At 39.5% G+C, this 19068-nt stretch carries 20 protein-coding genes; 14 read left to right on the plus strand and 6 right to left on the minus strand.

Features of this window, described 5'->3' with window-relative positions; genetic code table 11:
- From NXG61_RS06025 to NXG61_RS06035, 3 genes are read left to right on the plus strand one after another with little or no spacing between them, the layout of a single operon-like run.
- Complete coding sequence (locus NXG61_RS06025; RefSeq protein ID WP_307224899.1) at positions 1–825, plus strand: PTS system mannose/fructose/sorbose family transporter subunit IID; 825 nt, start codon at positions 1–3, stop codon at positions 823–825.
- Positions 826–845: 20 nt separating this feature from the next.
- Positions 846–1889: a zinc-dependent alcohol dehydrogenase gene (locus NXG61_RS06030; protein ID WP_307224901.1), complete on the plus strand. Its 1044-nt coding sequence runs from the start codon at positions 846–848 to the stop codon at positions 1887–1889.
- A 28-nt stretch (positions 1890–1917) separates the two neighbouring features.
- The gene (locus NXG61_RS06035) at positions 1918–2793 is read left to right on the plus strand and encodes a class II fructose-bisphosphate aldolase (RefSeq protein WP_196605020.1); all 876 of its coding nucleotides are present in this window, start codon (positions 1918–1920) and stop codon (positions 2791–2793) included.
- A 477-nt stretch (positions 2794–3270) separates the two neighbouring features.
- On the opposite strand, the gene NXG61_RS06040 is transcribed toward NXG61_RS06035, so the two are convergent.
- A complete protein-coding gene (locus tag NXG61_RS06040) occupies positions 3271–4041 on the minus strand; it encodes a DeoR/GlpR family DNA-binding transcription regulator (RefSeq protein ID WP_196605019.1) in 771 nt (256 codons plus the stop codon).
- A gap of 387 nt (positions 4042–4428) precedes the next feature.
- On the opposite strand from NXG61_RS06040, the gene NXG61_RS06045 reads away from it, so the two are divergent.
- From NXG61_RS06045 to NXG61_RS06065, 5 genes are all read left to right on the plus strand, one after another.
- Positions 4429–5214 carry a triose-phosphate isomerase gene (locus NXG61_RS06045; RefSeq protein WP_307224903.1) on the plus strand — a complete coding sequence of 262 codons (786 nt, stop codon included), beginning with the start codon at positions 4429–4431 and terminating at the stop codon, positions 5212–5214.
- A 19-nt stretch (positions 5215–5233) separates the two neighbouring features.
- Positions 5234–6559 (plus strand): MFS transporter, encoded by a 1326-nt coding sequence (locus tag NXG61_RS06050; RefSeq protein ID WP_307224904.1) that lies wholly within the window; start codon positions 5234–5236, stop codon positions 6557–6559.
- A gap of 168 nt (positions 6560–6727) precedes the next feature.
- Complete coding sequence (locus tag NXG61_RS06055) at positions 6728–8020, plus strand: four-carbon acid sugar kinase family protein (RefSeq protein WP_307224906.1); 1293 nt, start codon at positions 6728–6730, stop codon at positions 8018–8020.
- Between the two features lie 64 nt (positions 8021–8084).
- Positions 8085–9110: a 4-hydroxythreonine-4-phosphate dehydrogenase PdxA gene (gene pdxA, locus NXG61_RS06060; RefSeq protein WP_307224908.1), complete on the plus strand. Its 1026-nt coding sequence runs from the start codon at positions 8085–8087 to the stop codon at positions 9108–9110.
- Positions 9107–9571, plus strand: a complete 465-nt coding sequence (locus NXG61_RS06065; protein WP_196605015.1) for a PTS sugar transporter subunit IIA — start codon at positions 9107–9109, stop codon at positions 9569–9571. The genes pdxA and NXG61_RS06065 overlap by 4 nt, the downstream gene beginning before the upstream one ends.
- 97 nt (positions 9572–9668) lie before the next feature.
- On the opposite strand, the gene NXG61_RS06070 is transcribed toward NXG61_RS06065, so the two are convergent.
- Positions 9669–10478 (minus strand): HAD-IIA family hydrolase, encoded by an 810-nt coding sequence (locus NXG61_RS06070; RefSeq protein WP_196605014.1) that lies wholly within the window; start codon positions 10476–10478, stop codon positions 9669–9671.
- A gap of 654 nt (positions 10479–11132) precedes the next feature.
- On the opposite strand from NXG61_RS06070, the gene NXG61_RS06075 reads away from it, so the two are divergent.
- The 5 genes from NXG61_RS06075 to NXG61_RS06095 all read left to right on the plus strand — a co-directional run bounded on the left by NXG61_RS06075 (position 11133) and on the right by NXG61_RS06095 (position 15091).
- Entirely contained in the window at positions 11133–12503 is a 1371-nt protein-coding gene (locus NXG61_RS06075) for a sn-glycerol-1-phosphate dehydrogenase (protein WP_196605013.1), read from the plus strand.
- A 64-nt stretch (positions 12504–12567) separates the two neighbouring features.
- Positions 12568–12933 (plus strand): transcriptional regulator GutM, encoded by a 366-nt coding sequence (locus NXG61_RS06080; RefSeq protein ID WP_196605012.1) that lies wholly within the window; start codon positions 12568–12570, stop codon positions 12931–12933.
- A 241-nt stretch (positions 12934–13174) separates the two neighbouring features.
- On the plus strand, positions 13175–13702 hold the full coding sequence (gene srlA, locus NXG61_RS06085) for a PTS glucitol/sorbitol transporter subunit IIC (protein WP_196605231.1): 528 nt from the start codon (positions 13175–13177) through the stop codon (positions 13700–13702).
- 13 nt (positions 13703–13715) lie between these two features.
- Positions 13716–14693 (plus strand): PTS glucitol/sorbitol transporter subunit IIB, encoded by a 978-nt coding sequence (gene srlE / locus NXG61_RS06090; protein WP_196604290.1) that lies wholly within the window; start codon positions 13716–13718, stop codon positions 14691–14693.
- Positions 14694–14737: 44 nt separating this feature from the next.
- Entirely contained in the window at positions 14738–15091 is a 354-nt protein-coding gene (locus NXG61_RS06095; protein WP_196605011.1) for a PTS glucitol/sorbitol transporter subunit IIA, read from the plus strand.
- A gap of 82 nt (positions 15092–15173) precedes the next feature.
- Here the strand turns inward: NXG61_RS06095 and NXG61_RS06100 are convergent, their stop codons facing one another.
- The 4 genes from NXG61_RS06100 to NXG61_RS06115 all read right to left on the minus strand — a co-directional run bounded on the left by NXG61_RS06100 (position 15174) and on the right by NXG61_RS06115 (position 18660).
- Positions 15174–15476, minus strand: a complete 303-nt coding sequence (locus NXG61_RS06100) for an MtlR transcriptional regulator (RefSeq protein ID WP_231038614.1) — start codon at positions 15474–15476, stop codon at positions 15174–15176.
- An 83-nt stretch (positions 15477–15559) separates the two neighbouring features.
- Complete coding sequence (locus tag NXG61_RS06105; RefSeq protein WP_196605010.1) at positions 15560–16027, minus strand: PTS sugar transporter subunit IIA; 468 nt, start codon at positions 16025–16027, stop codon at positions 15560–15562.
- 52 nt (positions 16028–16079) lie between these two features.
- Positions 16080–17159, minus strand: coding sequence for an NAD(P)H-dependent glycerol-3-phosphate dehydrogenase (locus NXG61_RS06110; protein ID WP_307225346.1), 1080 nt, complete (start codon positions 17157–17159; stop codon positions 16080–16082).
- A 238-nt stretch (positions 17160–17397) separates the two neighbouring features.
- On the minus strand, positions 17398–18660 hold the full coding sequence (locus NXG61_RS06115) for a PTS galactitol transporter subunit IIC (protein WP_196605008.1): 1263 nt from the start codon (positions 18658–18660) through the stop codon (positions 17398–17400).
- Between the two features lie 89 nt (positions 18661–18749).
- Here NXG61_RS06115 and NXG61_RS06120 point away from each other — a divergent pair, with 89 nt between their 5' ends.
- The gene (locus tag NXG61_RS06120; RefSeq protein ID WP_307225347.1) at positions 18750–18929 is read left to right on the plus strand and encodes a hypothetical protein; all 180 of its coding nucleotides are present in this window, start codon (positions 18750–18752) and stop codon (positions 18927–18929) included.
- Positions 18930–19068: the final 139 nt, after the last annotated feature.

Genomic DNA, 19068 nt, shown 5'->3' on the forward strand with positions numbered 1-19068 from the left:
ATGGCGGAAAAGCGTAAAAAATTATCCAAAGGTGATATTGTAAGAGCTTTCTGGCGCTGGACTTTTTTTTCCCATGCCAATTATAATTATGAACGTCTTGAAGCAACAGGTCTGGTTTTTGCTTATAAGCATATAATAAAAAAACTTTACGGTGACGATGAAGAGGCATATATAGTAGCGATCAAGCGCCATATGCAGTTTTTTAACACAGAACCGCATGTCGGCGGTATAATTCCGGGGATCGTTCTGGCAATGGAGGAAGAGCGGGCCAATGGAGAACCGGTCACGGACGAAGCTATAAACGGAGTGAAGACCGGTCTGATGGGGCCATTCGCAGGCATCGGCGATACATTGTGGCAGGGGACTCTGACACCAATACTGCTGGCATTCGGTATAAGCATAGGCTCACAAGGAAATTTGCTGGGACCTCTGGTGTATACTCTTTTGATGTTTGGAATAATGTTTCCGGTGGCATATTTGTGCTGGATGAAAGGGTATGAGCTTGGCAAAGACGGTATAGAAAAAATCCTCGGCGGCAATCAGATAAAAATGATAATAACAGGAGCTTCCTGCATGGGGGCTATTGTTCTCGGTGCATTGTCGGCTCAGTTTGTATCGGTGAAATCCCCGGCTGTGATAGTACTGGGGGCGCTGCAAATGGAAGTGCAGACGGCAGTGTTCGATAAACTGTTCTTGGGAATCCTGCCGCTCGCGGTGACACTGCTGACACTGTACATGCTGAAAAATCGGCAGATGAAGGCGACGACTGTAATGGGGATATTGATAATAATTGGCGCTGTGGGAGGGGCATTGGGAATATTATAAAATATATGGAGGCAGGCTTAATGGAAAAAATGAAGACAGTTGTATTTACGGATGTGAAGAAAGTTCATGTGGAAGAATGTGCAATACCACAGGTGCCTTCTGATAAGATACTGATAAAAGTGGATTCCTGCGCTATCTGTACATGGGAGCAGCGTGTATATCTGGGAATAAAAAAAGTGGAATTTCCTTTTATCGGCGGACATGAGATGGTTGGGAAAATCATTGCAATGGGTGATAAAGTGAATAGGGAGCAATGGCATATAAATGATAAGGCAGCTGTTGGAGTGACGCTGGCCTGCCATAATTGTTTCAGCTGTAAAACTGGCAATGAACAAAACTGCCCCCATTTTGATCACAGCAAGCAGCTGGACGGTCTGCCTCACAGAGGAATGGGCGGGATGAGCTCGCATTTACTGGTGGATCCGGTGAATCTATTTAAATATGATAAGATTTCCGCCCAGGAGGCAACTATCACCGAACCGCTGTCCTGCGTTATTCACAGTGTGGAAACTGCCGACATTCAGCTGGGCGAAGTGGTAGTGGTGATCGGCTGCGGCATAATGGGGCTTTTGCATGTGCTCTTATCTGTGCGGAAGGGGGCGGCTGTCATCGTTTCGGATACCAATGAGGAAAGAACTAAGCTGGCATTGGAATTAGGCGCCAAATATGCGATCAATCCCGTGGCTGAAAATCTTGAAAAGAGAGTCAGCGAAATCACCGGGGGTGTGAAGGCTCAGGCGGTATTTGATACTACACCGATCGGCGAGGTCGTGGAGGAAGCAAGAAAATGCCTTGCCAATAACGGCAGACTGGTGCTCTACAGCTCATTTTATCCGGATAAGCCGCTTACCTTCAGTGCCGACTGGGTGCATAAAAGTGCCGTACAGATCATGGGAACCGCCAATTCCAATACACGGGATTTTATAAAAGCTGTCCGGCTGCTGTCATATAAAATCATTGATGTAAGACCGTTTATAAGTGAGGTTTATCCTGTGGAAAGAGTGCAGGAGGCCTTTGAGTCGGCCTGCAGGGGCGATAAATTCAGAGTAGTGATCGATTTCTAAGAATAATTCATGAAAGCCGGGAGAGAAAATGCTGGTAAATTTATCTGATATATTACGCAAAGCAAAGGAAAAAAAATATGCGGTAGGGGCTTTCAACGTCCCCAATCTGGAATCAATAAGAGGCGTGACCGCGGCTGCTGAAGAGCTTGGCGTACCCGTCATACTGCAGCACGCCGAGGTGCATGAAAATTATATTCCGCTGTCTGAAATAGGACCGATCATGCTGATGTATGCTAAAGAGAGCAGTGTGCCCGTAGCCGTTCATTTCGACCACGGAGCCAGCTTTGAAATGTGCATGCGGGCAATACGCCTGGGCTTTACATCGGTCATGTACGATGCGTCGGAAAAGAGCTATGAGGAAAATTTGCGGGAAACCAGTGAAATTGTGCGGATAGCCCATAGCGTAAATGTTTCTGTGGAAGCGGAGCTGGGACACGTATTTACTTCGGCCGTGGGCGGCGGAGAAGGACGCGGTGCGGTCGGAGCAGAGGATTTTCAGTCGCTTGAGGACTGCTATACTGATCCGGCAATGGCAAGGGATTTTGTAGATACCACGAAAGTAGACGCGCTGGCTATTTCTTTCGGCACGACGCATGGTGTGTATTTGACAGAACCCAAGCTTGATTTGAAGCGTATCGCCGAAATTAAGGCCAAGATTGATGTTCCGTTTGTAATGCACGGCGGGTCGGGAGTATCCGATGAGGATTTCAGAACCGCAATATATAACGGTATAACCAAAATCAATTATTACACATACGGAGCTATGTCCGGGGCTGAGGCAGTGAAGAGGGGGGTGGAGGAAGCGGGCGGCAGAAAAATATTTTATCATGATATTGTTAAAATGGGGCAGGACGGTATAAAAGAAAATGTGAAAGCAGCAATGAAAGTATTTTCACTGATATGATGAAAAGATAACATAAAGTTTTTTGAATCTTTGTTAGATTAAGAAATTTATGTTTTTTTGCAACCGAAAGGAATTCATTAATTACAAAAGATATCATATGTTTGTGAATTGTTACGCAGGGGGTTATAGGTTGATGAATGGAGAGGGGCGTGGAAGTATAAAAAAACACCAGTTCGAGAAAAATCTCGAACTGGTGTCGTATACAAAGCCGCTTTTATAGAAAAGCATCGAAAATCAGGGCCTATAAATATAAAAAACAACTATATGATACAACTAACCATCGAACAACGGTTTTTTCTTTTTCCGATTGTACGATGGCTTTTACTCTGTTTATTCTATTCTATTTTGGATCAAACTTAAATCAAAATAACATGTTACTTCTAAATAAGCAAATACATCATCGGATTTCCAGGGAATATGTGGATAGTTTTTAGGGTGAAATGGTGTGTGCATGCAGGTTAAACATTATCTGCTGATTTATACACAGTCAATATTAATTTTTTCTTTTTTGGCAAAAGCCAAATCTTTTTCGCTGATGTCAGTATCTGTTATTAGTTTATGTATTTTGGCAACAGAGCAAACAGGAAAAAGACTTCTATTGCCAAATTTTGAACTGTCAACAAGAACATAAGTGTGCCGGGCAATACTTATGATTTTTTGTTTGATGTTTTTTTGCGGGAGACCAATTGAAGTTAGGCCGTATTCAAAATCTATACCATTGGTTCCAACAAAAGCTTTATTTACATAAAATTGTTCAAGATCATTTTTGGATATATTATCGAGTGTGGCCGGCGGGGTACCGATGACATGCCCTCCCAGCATAAAAAGCTCAATATAAGACAGATTAGATAATGTGGCCGCAGTTGCTATTGAATTTGTAACAACTGAGATAGATTTTTGATTATTTTGGGATATATATTTTGCAAGATAATACGCAGTGGTTGAGTCGTCAATAAAAATAGAGTCCATATTTCCTATATAAGAATAGGCTTTTTCAGCTATTCTTATTTTTTTTTCTTTATGCTGAAAAATTTCTCCCGTTTGAAATTCTATTTTGAAATCTTCGAGTAGTTTTACGGCTCCGCCATAAACTTTCTTTACTAGGTTTTTTTGGTCCAGTTTGATTATATCATTTCTTATAGTGGCTTCTGAACAGTCGAACCTGTGACTTAATTTGGACACACTGACTTCGCCCGACTGATTTACTTCTTTTACTATAAATTCCAAGCGTTCTTTTTGTGTAGACATTATAGTTTCTCCTCACATTATAGTCATGATATATTTTTGATCGTATAAAAATTATTTTTGTTCACAATATTAATGCACATATTTTATAACATCAGGCTGGCATAATAATCATACATAAATTTAGTATATCATCATAGAACGAAGAATGTATATAGTATATGAAAATGATTTAAATAGAAAATTACATTGAAATAAAATATTGAGTATCAAAAGTAAATAATTTTTAATCAAAAATTATTTACTTTTGATACTCAATATGATAATATTAATTAAAAGCTATATAGCGGCCTATTTGTTTTTGTTTGCAAACCATTATCAGTATTAAGTTCAGGAAAAATAAATTATATTTTGTGAAAAACATGAAAATTTGTAATAGGAGATGACTGAGTGGTGAAATTGTATTTAGGAACTAATTTAAAAATGTATAAAACGATAAGTGCTGTTAAAGCCTATTTAAATGATCTCCAGAAATTGACATCGGATATTGACAGAGAAAAAATGGAAATTTTTGTTTTACCATCATATACTACATTAGCTGCAGCGGTGGATGCTGTTGATAAAAGATATATAAAAATCGGTGCACAAAATATGTGCTGGGAAGAAACTGGCCAATTTACCGGAGAAATATCACCCCTTATGCTGAAAGAGCTTAATGTAGATATAGTTATGGCAGGTCATTCTGAAAGACGCCATGTTTTTGGAGAAACTGACAGTGAAGAGAATAAAAAAATCTTCTCTGCATTGGCACATGGATTTACCGCGCTTTTATGTATAGGAGAAACTAAAGAAGAAAAGCAGTACAATGTCAGCGATGAAGTCTTGCGCAGACAGTTGAAAATAGGGTTATACAATATTGAAAAAAAAGATATAAAAAATGTGATGATCGGTTATGAACCGGTATGGTCTATCGGTATAGATGGTGAACCTGCCAGTGCCGAATATGCAAGGGAAAAGCACGCGATTATAAAAGATACTCTAAAAGAACTTTTTGGCGATGAAGGGACAAGGGTTCCTGTTTTATATGGCGGCAGTGTAAATATGGACAATGCCCGGCAGATTATTTCTGAAAAATATATAGACGGGCTCTATGTCGGACGCAGTGCATGGAAGGCAGAAAAATTCAACGAATTGATACGTTCGGTCAAAGCAGCATTTGATGCTAAATCTAATTAAACAGGAGGGGATTTCAGGTATGGTTCAGAAGATGACAAATTATAGATGGGTTGTCTTGACAGTAATTTTTATAGCTTATACAATAAACTTCGCAGACAGGAGCAATATCGGAATAGCGCTGCCATTTATCTCTGAGGAGTTCCATATTACTAATTTTGAAGCTGGTGCCGTTGCATCGATGTTCTTTTTTGGCTATGCGGTATCTCAGATTCCGGCAGGATATCTATTCACCAAGATGAGTTTGCGAGGCTTGGTTTCTATTTCAATAATAGGTTTTTCTATTATTACTTTTCTTATTGGGACAGCCAGTTCGGCAAGCATGCTTAAATGGCTGCGTTTCGGCTTAGGTTTGACGGAAGGCCCTTGTCCTGTTGGTTTGACATCGACTATAAATAATTGGTTTCCTGCTAAGGAAAAAGCCACGGCTGTCGGTGTATACATCGCTTCAACAATGTTTGCGCCTATAATTGTGCCTCCGTTATGTGTATGGCTGGCAACGACATATGGCTGGCGCTCTATGTTTATCGTTTGCGCCGTTCCCGGATTTATAATGGCTGCTGTGTGGTACTGGCTTATAAGGGAACGTCCGGAGCAAAGTGAATCTGTTAATCAGGTGGAGCTTGATTATATACGAGAAAAAAATATAGATGAAAATAATCAGAAAATAGAAAATGTTTTTAAATCTATGGGACCATTGGATAGGCTGATTCGTGTTAAAGAAGTTGTCAAATTGGAGAAAAGACTTGATGTTTTTAAATCATGGAATATATGGGGAGATACTCTTGCATACTTCATGATGGTCAGCGTTCTGTATGGATTGATGACATGGATACCCACTTATCTGGTAAAAGAAGCCGGTTATTCTTTCACTAAGATGGGGTTTGTGGCGGCTGCACCGTGGATCGGCGGTTTAATAGGAGCTATATCCGGCGGATATATATCGGATAAGATTTTCAAAAAACGCCGCAAACCTACGATGCTCATAACTGCAATATCTACAGTGATAATGATGATAATAATGCTGAATATTCCCAATAGCGTAATGGCAGTTGCTTTATCTTTATTTGCTACCGGGCTTTTGCTGAATGTCGGTTGGCCGGCATTTACGGCGTATCCCATGGGCTTAACAAATCAAAAAATATATCCATTGGCTATTTCGGTAGTGAATACTGGAGGAAATCTGGGCGGTTTTTTTGCACCGATGATAGCAGGTGCATTGCTGGATATGTACGGAAACTTTAACACTGTATTTATGTATTTTGGTGTGGCCGCGTTGATTGGTTTTATTTTAATATTAACTTTGGATGAACCTATGGGGAAAGCGGTTGATAAAGTATCAGATTGATAAATAATACTTGAGGCAGACTTACTATATTGGTCAAATGAAGTAAGCAGCGAAATGGGATGAATATCCGGCGAATCATAAATTGCTTTTTCATAACAGCGGCGAAGGGTTCCGCTGCTTATTTCTAAATTGTTATCTGTTTGCAAATATATTTTCGGGGGAAATGAAATGATAAAATGGGGCGTTGTTGCCGATGATCTTACTGGTGCAAATACTGCGGCGGCACTTTTGACCAATAGCAGCTTTAGGACAATTACGACAGTGGATCACAGGCATATTTCGGAATTTTTGGAAGACAAATATGATGCAATAGTCGTTAATGCAGCCAGTCGCACTCTGAATGGGGAGGATGCACGAGAAAGAGTACGGTTCTGTACAAAAATTTTGTATGATTATGGGATACGTCATTTTTCCAAACGTATAGACAGCACTATCAGGGGAAATCTGGGAGCTGAAACGGAAGGGATGCTCGATGCTTTGCCGGAAGATACCATAGCATGTGTTGTTGCGGCATTTCCTGCCTCTGGCAGAATAGTAGTAGGGAATTATCAATTAGTGAATGGTGTGCCGGTTCATTTAACAATGGCTGGTGCTGATCCGGTAAAACCTGTGCGCAGCAGTCTGATGGTGGATAATTTTAAAAATCAAACAAAATTGAAAATAGGTTGTGTATCACTTAATGACATAACGGCAGGAATTGAAAATACCATAGCGGCTATACAGGAAAATATAGATCACGGTAAAAAAATAATTATTTTTGATGCAATAACATTCAATGATATAGATATTATTGCAAAGGCTATGTCATCATTTGACCGACCGTGGATCGCCGTAGATCCGGGGCCGTATACACAAAAAGGATATGAACTTTTAAATGGAAAGAAAAAGAAGAAATTTAATGGGAAAATATTGATAGTTGCCGGCAGTGCTTCCAGTCTCACCCATGAACAGATGGCTTTTTTGCACGCGCAAACAGATGCAAGAATAATTTCAATTGATATAAGGCGTTTTATTGATTCGGATGAACCTATACCGGAAGAAAAAATAATAGCAAAAAGAGTTGTCGGCTTATCCTATCTCAGCGATGTTATCGGGTTCAGAGTTGAAGGGGATAGTGATATGTTTATTAATATTAATATTGAAGCTGCCAAAAGGGGAATAAAGCCTGACGACATAACAAGGCGGATAACACACGGTTTGGCCAGGATATCATCGCTCATACTGTCGATGGGGATTGATAATTTGAAGGGAATTTATCTTACGGGAGGTGATATGACGGTGGCATTCTGTGAAGAATGCAATGTGAAGGCTTTGGAACTTAAAGGTGAAATACAACCGCATATATCATATGGTTTTTTAGTGGGAGGAGACAGTGATAATCTTCCAATTGTTACTAAAGGTGGTTTAATAGGAGCACCGGATACAGTTTTGACCTGTATAAAATATTTGTTAAATCAATAAATAGCTATATGTGGCTGGAAAATATTATATATGTGAATTACCAATGAAAAGGGAGCGTTAAATTATGAAACCGATAATTGCGATTACAATGGGAGATCCGGCTGGCATAGGCCCGGAAATAGTTTTAAAGACTTTGAATAATGAAGAAATATATGAAGAAGTAAGGCCTTTTATAATTGGTAATGTAAAATTTTTGGAAAGAGTTTCTCAGGTAGTGGATAATAAATCCGTATTCAATATAATAAGTTCACCGGAAGAAGGTAAATTTAAATTTGGTACAGTGGATATTTTGAATATAGACAATGCGGATACAGAGGAAATTCCCTGCGGCGTTATAAGTGCGAAGGCCGGTGCAGCAGCATATGATTACATAAAGAAATCCATTGAACTGGGGCTTGAAAAAAAAGTTGACGGGGTGGCAACCGCACCAATTCAGAAAGAAGCTATTCATATGGCGGGTATTCCTTATATAGGACATACAGAAATGTATCAGGGGATTACAAACAGCCCGGATGCACTGACGATGTTTCACGTCGATAACATGCGGATTTTCTTTTTGACAAGGCACTTGTCACTGATAAACGCTTGCAAATATGTAACATATGACCATGTGCTGGAATTTATAAAAAACAGTGATAAGGCAATGACTCAGCTGGGAATGCCGAATGCACGTTTGGCATTAGCTGCTCTAAATCCGCATGGCGGAGAAAAAGGATTATGCGGCGATGAAGAAATAACAGCATTGCAGCCGGCTGTTGAGACAGCAAACAAGAACAAAGTTAATGTATTTGGACCTATTCCGGCAGATTCTGTATTTCGGCTTTTTGAATTGCAAAAGTGCGATGCGGTATTGTCGTTATATCATGATCAAGGACATATTGCTGCTAAAGTACATGATCTGACAAGAACGGTCAGCATTACTGTAGGCTTACCATTCATCAGAACATCTGTAGATCATGGAACAGCTTTTGATATAGCCGGTAAAGGAATAGCAAGCGCCAAAAGTATGGAGGAATGCGTAAAAGTAACAGGCACATATGCAAAATCTATACGCCGTTATGAAAATAACGGCACGGGGGCAAAAAAGTGATCACTAAATATTTTATTTCGGGATTAGAGACTAAAACAGATAAAGAAACTATAGAAGTTTTAAGCAACATTTTAATTAAGAATGAAGAGGTTTTACCGGCATATACCTCATCTGTCATTGAAGCAGAGATAAATTTAGCAACGGGGATAGATTTAAATAATATTTCTATCGCCATACCACATACCAATAATGTAGAATTGATTAATAATACGGCAGTAGCAATAGGAATTTTGAAAAAACCTGTTTCATTTGGTTCCATGATAGTGGTAAGTGAAACAACGCCAGTAAGCATAGTCTTTTTACTGGCTGTCAAGGGGATCAATGAACAATTGGCTGTTATTGCGAGATTGATGAAGGCTCTTCAAAATGAAGAATGGGTAGATGATTTTTGTAAGACTTCATCCGAAAATGACATGAGGTTAATTTTTGACAGAATAGATATTGATGGTGAAAATAAATAAAACAAAACAAAAAGGACAGCAGCGGTTAATCTTGGGAAGAGATACGCTGTTGTCCTTTTTGTTTTGATGATTTAGGTGGTTATTAATGTTGTAAATATTATAAAAGTGGGATAACTTCTTTTACGGAGTCAAATATAAGATGAGGTTTGACTTCGGAAGATTCCACATCTTCAAGCTTGGTTTCACCGCTGAGTACGAGCATGCTATAAAGACCGTTATTTTTACCGGCAGCTATATCGGTATAAAGTCGGTCGCCTACCATGATGACTTTGTCGGCGGAAGTATGAAGCCTTGACAGTAAATACTTAATAATATCGGTATTGGGTTTGCCTATGATGCGATCCGGATTTCTGAAGGCCGAAGCATTTATAAAAGCATGAATAGCACCGGCATCTGGTATAAATCCAGTTTTAGTTGGACAATTATAATCTGGATGGGTAGCTATATAAGGTAAACCCGCTCTCACAAAATCGCAAACTTTGCACATTTTCTCATAATTCAGTGAAGTGTCAAAAGCTGTGACTACCATATCAGGGGTTTTATCATCAAGTAAAATTCCCCCTTCTTCAAATTCTTCCTTTAGCAAATCATTTCCCAAAAGAAAAACTTTTTTTCCAGGATAATTTTGTTGCAGATAGTAAACTGTTGCTTGTCCTGAAGTGACTATTTTATCTAAATCAACATCTAGGCCCATTTTATGAAGTTTATCAACATAATTTTTAGGATTTTTGGATGAATTATTGGTCAGAAATATATATTTTCGACCGGATGCTTCTATTTTCTTTAAAAAATCCTTTGCACCATCTATCCAATGATCGTCAAGGTAAATGGTACCATCCATATCAAGTGCAAAACAATCAATATTTTTTAAAATGTTGTTTTTATCTTCGTTTGTATTCGCAAACATTTGTTTACACCCCTTTGGTTACTTTCCGTTTATGCTTAGAGTATAACCAATAAATGATGCCTTGTCAAATTATTATTTAAAAATATTGAAATTTATATATTAGCATACTGTTTAAATATTTATATATTCTTTTTTAGAAGCAAGGTAGACAATTTTTTTCCGGATAATAGGCAATAAGGCTGATTATATAAGGAACTTAGGAAATTTTACGAACAATAATTTAGGGAAAAATATTACTTATGATGTTGAAGCAATGAGTATATTATGTATTAATAAATGTTTTTGTAATAAGTTAAAGGGATAATTTTTTATTGAAAAAGTCCATTCAATAAAAAGTTTATAGCAAAGAATCAATTGTGATAATGTACCAAGGTGGTTTAGAAAAGTATAAAACGGAAATAAGTAATGTAAATTATAAAAAAACACTTGATTTTTAAAAAAAGTTTGCTATAATAAATGTAAATAACGGTAAACATCATATAAACGATAAAAAACAAAAGAAATAAAAATTAAAGCATTTTATCTTCTGATTTTGCTCAAAACGAATGTCCGATCTAAAATATAATTACGGGGACAATTGAGAAGAGCAAAAAATCTTATGTATATCAGGAGAAGGGATGTTTTCATGGTCAGAATGAAGAAAGGATGAATTATATGAAATTAGTGGCACAAGCTGTTGATAAGATGAATATTAATGATTTTATTGGCAAAAAAATTGAATGTGAATGCGGACGCGGACATTATATGAACGTCGATAAGGTAATTATCGAGAATGGTGCTATAAATAAGATCGCTGATGTAATCGGCGAATATAAAAGTCAGCATCCTCTATTGATAGCAGATACACATACATACGAAGTAGCCGGTAAAAAAATAGAGGATATTTTAACGAAAAATGGTGTTGAGTATAAAACTTTAATCTATCAGGTAGAGAGAGATTTAGTTCCGGATGAACAGGCTATGGGCAAACTAATTCTGGCTGTTGATGATTCAATCGACTTCCTTGTAGCAATCGGCTCCGGTGTATTGAATGATTTGACTAAATATATAAGCCGGCGCACCGGAGTCAAATCAATGATCGTGGCTACGGCTCCCTCAATGGATGGTTTTGTTTCAGATACATCTGCCTTGACAATTGACAATTTAAAGACTAGTGTCTCATGTGAATTGCCTAAAGTTATTCTTGGCGATATAGATATATTGAAAAAAGCACCGGAACGAATGATTTTAGCAGGTTTGGGTGATATGATAGGAAAGTGTTCGGCTCTTATCGATTGGCAGTTGAGCCGGATCATAAATAATGAATATTATTGTGAAGCAACTGCCAGAATATCGGAAGATGCTATTCAAAAATGCGTAGAAAATATAGACGGAGTAAAAACACGCACCGATGCGGCAATCGGCAATATTATGGATGGACTTTTACGTACCGGGATTGCCATGAGTTATGTGAATAATTCGCGTCCTGCATCCGGATGCGAGCATCATCTGTCACATTATTGGGAAATGACGTTCTTGTTCCAGGGAAGAGAGGCTCTCTTACACGGAACAAAGGTTGGTCTTACAAGTATTATCGCCGGTAAACTTTATGAAACCTTTGCGCAGGAAACAGTGGATTTTGATGAAGCTGTTGATAAAGCAAAGAATTTTGACGAAAAGAAATGGGAAGCTGAAATAAAGGAACTTTATGGAAAAGCAGCCCCCGGTATTTTAAAGAATGCCAAAAAAGACAATAGAAATTCAATAGAAAATCGTCTTAAGAGAATTCAAACTATAAAAGAAAAATTTGCTGAAATATCGGCTTTGGTAAAGACAGCAAAGACAGCGGCATTTATTGAAGGCATTATGAAACGTGCCGGAGCTCCTCTTCGTCCGCAGGAAGTAGGGATTGATGAAGAAATAGTTCACAATAGCATGCTGGTGGCTAAAGAAGTGCGCCAGAGATATACTATCTTGAATATGCTTGCTGATTTGGGGCTGACTGAAAAATATACTCATATTATAGATGATTTCATTAAGCAATAAGCGTTAATATACCGCAGAATGCGGGTGTACTGTTTCTCGCATTCTGCAGTAATAGGAGAAGAGTATGGAAAAAGTATTGTTCGTTGCGTTTGTCTTGTATATTGCCCAATGTTTTTTTATGTATATACAGATGAATCATTTTAAAGCTACGGTAAGAGAATTGATGAGTAAAGGGCATGTTGGCATAGGCGTGCGAAAGCGGAAAATGTCCTCAGGCAATGTTGTCGTTTTGGTAAGTGATGATTCGGGAATGATAATTGAAGCAAAACGGATGAAGGGCATGACCTTACTTGCCAGATTTAAAAATGTTGCCAGATGGGAAACTCGGGACTTTAGAGAGCTCAGACAGGAAGCTGAAAGTGAGAAAAAAAAGGATAAGGCATTGCTGCAGGCTTTGGAAAGTCTGGAAGAAAAGTTGAAAATAGCCTAAAAAATGTTTTTCAATAAATAGTTAGAAAATTTGTAATATCTTATTTATAAAAATTAATATAATTATTACAATGATTGTGCAGCAACAGGAAAATTAACTGCATAAGCTGTGTAGTCTGCCAGACGGTTTATGCAGTTAATTTTCCAATAATAAAAGGGAGTAATATTTTTATATAAAAGAATTGCCCCATATAAGTAAAAAATGTTGAGGAGGAACAAAGATGGATGGAGTAACAGGAATTATGCAGTATCTGGGGGTTCTGGCAGCAGGATTTATCGGCCTTTTTCATAAGGGCGGTGAGAGTTTTGTCGGGATGGTCACAGGCATGCTGCCAACATTGATAGTGCTCATTACGGCTATCAACGCGTTCATAAATGTTTTGGGACAGGACAGAATAAACAGGTTCGCACAATTGACGAGCAAAAATATTATTTTGCGGTACACAGTATTTAACGTAATAGCTATGTTTTTCCTGGGCAATCCGATGGCATATACATTAGGCCGTTTCCTGCCGGAAAAATACAAACCGGCATTTATGGATTCATGCATTACTTTTTGTCATCCGATCACAGGCCTTTTTCCGCATGCCAATCCGGCAGAACTTTTTGTATGGCTTGGGATAGCAAACGGGATCACCCAGCTGGGACTGCCGACGAGCGAACTCGCTGTGCGCTATTTCGTTGCCGGTGTCATAGTAATATTGATACGCGGCATCATTACTGAAAAAATCACATTGTATATGATGAAGAAAAAAGGCATGCAGGTATAAGGAGGATATAAAAATGGCTAATGCAGTAAGAATAGAAAAAGGGCCAAACGGATTCGGCGGACCGCTGACCGTAAAACTGGAAGGCGGCCGAAACAAAGTTGTCTATATAACCGGAGGAGAAAAACCGGCAATAGCAGACAAAATAGCAGAAATACTGGGAGCAGAACTGATCGACGGATTTAAAAACGGCGTGCCGGATGAAGAAATAGCGGTAGCGATAGTAGACTGCGGCGGGACCCTGCGCTGCGGCATATACCCGAAAAAAGGCATTCCCACAGTAAACCTGACACCGGTGGGAAAATCAGGCCCGCTGGCAGCATTTATAAATGAAACAATATATGTATCTGATGTAAAACCGGCAGGAATAAGCGCAGTTTCGGCAGACGGAGCAGTAAGCAGCGCGCCGGCACCCGCGGCAGCACCCGCAGCGGCAAAACCTGCGGGACCGGCAAAAACAGAAAAAGGAAACATACTGACAAGATTCGGCAAAGCAGCCGGCGGAGTAATAGCCATCTTCTTCCAGGCGGGACGTGATACCATAGACATGGTAGTAAAAACGATACTGCCGTTCATGGCCTTTGTCAGCATGATAATAGGACTTATAATGGGATCGGGACTGGGAGACTTCATAGCAGCCCATCTGTCACCGTACGCAGGCTCACTGCCGGGACTGTTTATCATATCAGTGATCTGTTCACTGCCGATCCTCTCACCGATGCTTGGCCCCGGTGCGGTCATCGCGCAGGTCATCGGCGTACTCATCGGCACACAGATAGGAGCCGGAGCCATTTCACCGCAGTTTGCCCTTCCGGCCTTATTTGCCATCGACTCACAGGTAGGCTGTGACTTTATGCCTGTAGGACTCAGTCTTATGGAAGCAAAACCCGAAACGGTAGATATCGGGGTGCCGGCTATACTTGTGTCGCGTGCTGTAGGCGGACCTATCGGCGTCATCGTGGCTTATTTTGTCGGTATCGGATTATTTGCATAATGTTTTTAAGAAGATAATAACGTAATATTTTAGGAGTGGTTAGTTTGAAATATAGAGTGGAAATAACCAGCATAGGGCCTTTAGCCGGAGATCTGCTGGAAGCCGGTGATATGGTCATATTTGAACAGTGTGAAATGGAAGCCTTGGCAGAAGTTTGTTTTATGCATACTAAGGGAGAGCTCAGGGAACTGGTAGCTGTGGGAGACCGCTTTAGTATTGGTGAAAATATATACACTGTAGCTGCTGTCGGGGAAGAGGCGCAGCATACGCTGGCAACACTGGGACACTGTACATTGAAATTTGTCGATAATCATGAGGTTGAGCTGCCGGGACAGATAAATCTCAAGGGAGACAGCGTACCATCTCCTAAAATTGGTGATATTATTACAATTGAGTAAAAATATAATGTAGTATAAAAAGGGGCTGTGCATGAGTGAGTTTTCACTTATGTACAGTCCTTTTTTATAAGAGATACAATAATTATTCTTTGATAGTCTTTAAGTATTCTGCTATATCATTCACTACTGCTTCGGTTCCTATGCCGGTGATAAAAGGCAGCCCCGGAAATCTTTTCACGCCTCCGAGCATGGAATCTGCTACCGTGGTTGTGGGCACGACCACATGAGGATGAAAAGTCGCCAGTTTGGCTGTTATGTCAGTGGCATTACATTCCAGAACGTCTATGTCAATTCCTTTTTCAGTTAAAAGTTTGCGGCATTTTTCAGCGGCAACTGTCGAAGTAGCGATACCTGATCCGCAAATAGCGAGCAATCTGTATTTCATAATAAACACCTCATAATTTCTTTTAATAAAATAAGTTTTTCAGTCAATAAGATTCGATATATACAGTTTTCTTCACTGTGAAATCATACGGTTATTCTTCCTGCCATAAGAGCTGTAATTTCTTTCGCTGAATCTGTTTGAAGAAGATTTTCCATAAGCATATTGTCCTGTAGATTTTCCATAAGCTCGGATAGAAGCTGAAGTTGATTTTCACTTTTTTTCATCGCAAGCATGAAAATTATTTTTACAGATACAGGCTGACTGGCATCTCCCATATTTTGAAAGGTGACGGGAGTTTTGAGTGTACAAATAGCAATCATGGGTTTATTTACGTGACAGCAATCAGTGTGCGGAAGCGCAACACCGCATTTTTCAAAGGGAAGTCCGGTGGGAAATAATTTTTCTCTGGCAATTATCGCATCAGAATAAGTGTCTTTTACATAACCAAAGCTGTACAAAAGAGAACTTATTTTTTTTAATGCTTCATCTGAATTTTTGACTTCCAGCTTTATTTGATTTACGGCTGTATCAAATTGAAATGTTTTTTCCATGCATATTGTCTATTATCTGATTTTTATAATAGACGGTTCACCTCCCTGCGGCTTATAGTTTTCTGTTGCTTATGTTGGCAGCAGTGCAGAGTCTGACAAGCTTTTTAATAGATTCATAACCGGCAGCATCATTATAGAGAATGTCGTAAAGTCCGGACAATAATGGCATCTGAGAGGATCGTATTTTTCCTTCGGTCTCCATAGTTTTCATCAGAAGATAGCCAAATTTTATTGCAGGATATCCTTCTACTGTAATGTCATTTTCTTTCATTTTGGCTATTGCCTGACTGGCGGATAACCCGTTGCCTATGGCTTCTCCGAGTGTGCGATTGCGTCCAGCTTCACCTGTAAGCTCGAGGTCGCCGATACCGGGAAGACCGAGTACAGGACCAAGAGTTCCACCGAGAGCTTTTGCAAAAATGCCCATTTCGGCTACGGCATATGTGAAGAGAGATCCCTTGGTGTTTTTATGCAGAAAATTATTTTTCTGCTGGGGAAATCCTTCAGCCATACCAAGACCGACACAATAGGCATTTTTCATAGCGGCGCAGATTTCCGTACCGATAACATCGGTTGTTATATCTACATTATAAACATCCGTTTCGGCGAAAGAACGTAATTTTTCTGCGGCAGTTATATTTGTGCTGGCATAAGTTACGGAGCTGGGGACACCCCATAATACTTCAACAGCTTTACATGGACCGGCAACAAATACAAAATCTACTTGATGCTTTAATTTATCGGGCAGGCGTTCTTCTAAAATATCCGGCAGAAGGACGATTTCACCGGCTTTGTTATAATTGAAGCCTTTAGTTACGCTGCCAATGAGTATCCCCGGTTTCAGATAGGGAACGATCTGTTCAAAAACATCACCCAGAGCATCGGAGGTGATGGCCATTATTATAGCATCGGCGTCATGAAGTGCCTCTGCCAATTCATGATGATAAAAAAAACTGATATTCTTGGACAATGGATATTTGTGCTTAGGATGATCTCTGCCAGCTTTGAGCGCGTCAATTATAGAATTATCAAGGGGAGAACCCCATAATCTCACGTCATTGCCATTATCGGCTATAGGCTTGGTGAAAGCGCTGCCCATTGCACCGGCACCTATGACTGTTATCTTTGCCATTTTTATTACTCCTTTGAAATTATTTTTATACGGAAGGCTTTTTGGTATATCTTTTATATATTAGCCATGCGGTCCCGCACAATACAACGATTGTGTTTAATATATCCTGATTTGCATAATACATGTCAGCCATACTGCATAAATAGGGTCCCGCCATTATCCGCATTGTCTGAATAAGAAACATAAAACCACCTCGCTGTCCGGGGTACGGGATGAAAAATACCCGGATCGTATTTTTCTATTGGAACAGAGCAATGATTTTGTAAATAATATATGGAACAAAATGAGAACCTCCGTCGAGGGAAGATACTGCAAGGGTGCCTTCAGGAAAGGGGAAGCCGACTTCTTTTGCCATTATTGTACTTACCGGAGCTATATCTGTGGCAATATAAAGAATGAAAACCATAAGAATCGTGCTGATTACAAGGCCGCGGAACACATTGCCGCGCGAAGCGCCAACGGCCCAAAGCAGGCAAAAACAAAGACCTGCTAAATCAGTGAAGGGCATTATGCGATTGCCGGGCAGTACCGCTGCCAGCAGAAGTGTAATGGGGATCATGAGCAGACATACTGCCATTACGGACGGATGACCGACAACTACAGCTGAATCAAGACCTATGAAGACTTTTTTACCAGGAAACCTGCTGTTCAAAAATTCACGGGCACTGTCAGATAAAGGCATTAGCCCCTCCATAAGAATTTTGGACATACGTGGCAGTAAAAACATAACGGCTGCCATGTTGATGCCAAGCTGGATAACTCCTTTAGAATCATAACCGGCGAGGAAACCAATGAATCCACCAAGGATAAGACCGATAAACATTGGTTCGCCGATCACACCAAAGCGTTTTTGAATAGACAGGGGATCTAATTCAATTTTATTTATTACAGGAATTTTATCTATTACTTTATTAAGAAAAATACATATGGGTGCCCATCCGACATCTTCTGTATGCGGCAGAGAGATTCCCGGCATGCCAAAAAATTTTTCAACATAAGGCTGGGTGTAATCTGCCAGTTTGAGAACGATTATGATTGTTATACAAGAAGCAACAATGCCCAGCAGAGCACTGCCTGTTTTGTACATTACCAGACCGCCTGCAAAAATGAAATGCCAGTAATTCCAAAGATCTATGTCCATAGTCTTAGTCCAGTTCATTGTCAGCATAATGATATTTATCAGGACACCTAAAATGAATACAATGGGAACTATGGGTGTACCAAAGCTTATCGCGGCATGAACAGGCCAGCCGACATCGAGCACATCAAGATGAAGACCAAAATTATCCACCATAGCTTTTGCTGCGGGAGAAAGGTTACTGGAAAAAAGACCTATCACTAAAAATATACCGGCAAAACCCATTCCCACAGTCAAACCAGAGCGGATCGCCTGCGAAAATTTTTGCCTTAATCCTAAGCCCAGAAGCATTATGATTATAGGCATCATTACTGTAGCGCCTAAATCCAAGATGAAACGTATAAGATTTTGAATTGCGTCCATGGGATTTTTTCTCCTTTATTAAAAAAATAACGCCGTCGTGCCGCTGCACCAACAGTTTTGAAATAGCAATACTCACGTGAGCGTAAGTGATGGCTGATTTCACGGAAGCCGTATCAGAAAATATAAGCGAAAGCAATGATGCACTTTTTCCGATACTTGATGGAAATAATTACAAACAGGAGCTGCCAATGATAAAAAAATACTTGCAAGTATATTCTGCTATTAGAGAATGCAAGAATCATGCCAAGATAGTGTATAGGCTTTTTTAGCTAAGCTGTTGAAAAAATATATACACAAATTGCGTGAAATATGATAGTGTATATAAATAAATTATTAGTGTATATATTATTAAAATTATATTTATAAAAAATTTAAATAAAATTTGCAATAAACAAAAAATATAAATAA

The sequence above is a fragment of the Pectinatus haikarae genome (genome assembly GCF_050916305.1).
In the GTDB taxonomy this organism is placed as follows: Bacteria; Bacillota; Negativicutes; order Selenomonadales; family Selenomonadaceae; genus Pectinatus; species Pectinatus haikarae.

Excerpts from the sequence above, each read along its gene's own strand:
- NXG61_RS06070 (WP_196605014.1), bottom strand. The coding sequence starts at position 10,478 with ATGTTTGCGAATACAAACGAAGATAAAAACAACATTTTAAAAAATATT.
- NXG61_RS06080 (WP_196605012.1), top strand. The coding sequence starts at position 12,568 with ATGGAAAAAGTATTGTTCGTTGCGTTTGTCTTGTATATTGCCCAATGT.
- NXG61_RS06025 (WP_307224899.1), top strand. The coding sequence starts at position 1 with ATGGCGGAAAAGCGTAAAAAATTATCCAAAGGTGATATTGTAAGAGCT.
- NXG61_RS06050 (WP_307224904.1), top strand. The coding sequence starts at position 5,234 with ATGGTTCAGAAGATGACAAATTATAGATGGGTTGTCTTGACAGTAATT.
- NXG61_RS06035 (WP_196605020.1), top strand. The coding sequence starts at position 1,918 with ATGCTGGTAAATTTATCTGATATATTACGCAAAGCAAAGGAAAAAAAA.
- NXG61_RS06100 (WP_231038614.1), bottom strand. The coding sequence starts at position 15,476 with ATGAAATACAGATTGCTCGCTATTTGCGGATCAGGTATCGCTACTTCG.
- NXG61_RS06075 (WP_196605013.1), top strand. The coding sequence starts at position 11,133 with ATGAAATTAGTGGCACAAGCTGTTGATAAGATGAATATTAATGATTTT.
- pdxA (WP_307224908.1), top strand. The coding sequence starts at position 8,085 with ATGAAACCGATAATTGCGATTACAATGGGAGATCCGGCTGGCATAGGC.
- NXG61_RS06110 (WP_307225346.1), bottom strand. The coding sequence starts at position 17,159 with ATGGCAAAGATAACAGTCATAGGTGCCGGTGCAATGGGCAGCGCTTTC.
- NXG61_RS06105 (WP_196605010.1), bottom strand. The coding sequence starts at position 16,027 with ATGGAAAAAACATTTCAATTTGATACAGCCGTAAATCAAATAAAGCTG.
- NXG61_RS06030 (WP_307224901.1), top strand. The coding sequence starts at position 846 with ATGGAAAAAATGAAGACAGTTGTATTTACGGATGTGAAGAAAGTTCAT.
- srlE (WP_196604290.1), top strand. The coding sequence starts at position 13,716 with ATGGCTAATGCAGTAAGAATAGAAAAAGGGCCAAACGGATTCGGCGGA.
- NXG61_RS06120 (WP_307225347.1), top strand. The coding sequence starts at position 18,750 with ATGGCTGATTTCACGGAAGCCGTATCAGAAAATATAAGCGAAAGCAAT.
- srlA (WP_196605231.1), top strand. The coding sequence starts at position 13,175 with ATGCAGTATCTGGGGGTTCTGGCAGCAGGATTTATCGGCCTTTTTCAT.
- NXG61_RS06040 (WP_196605019.1), bottom strand. The coding sequence starts at position 4,041 with ATGTCTACACAAAAAGAACGCTTGGAATTTATAGTAAAAGAAGTAAAT.
- NXG61_RS06115 (WP_196605008.1), bottom strand. The coding sequence starts at position 18,660 with ATGGACGCAATTCAAAATCTTATACGTTTCATCTTGGATTTAGGCGCT.
- NXG61_RS06055 (WP_307224906.1), top strand. The coding sequence starts at position 6,728 with ATGATAAAATGGGGCGTTGTTGCCGATGATCTTACTGGTGCAAATACT.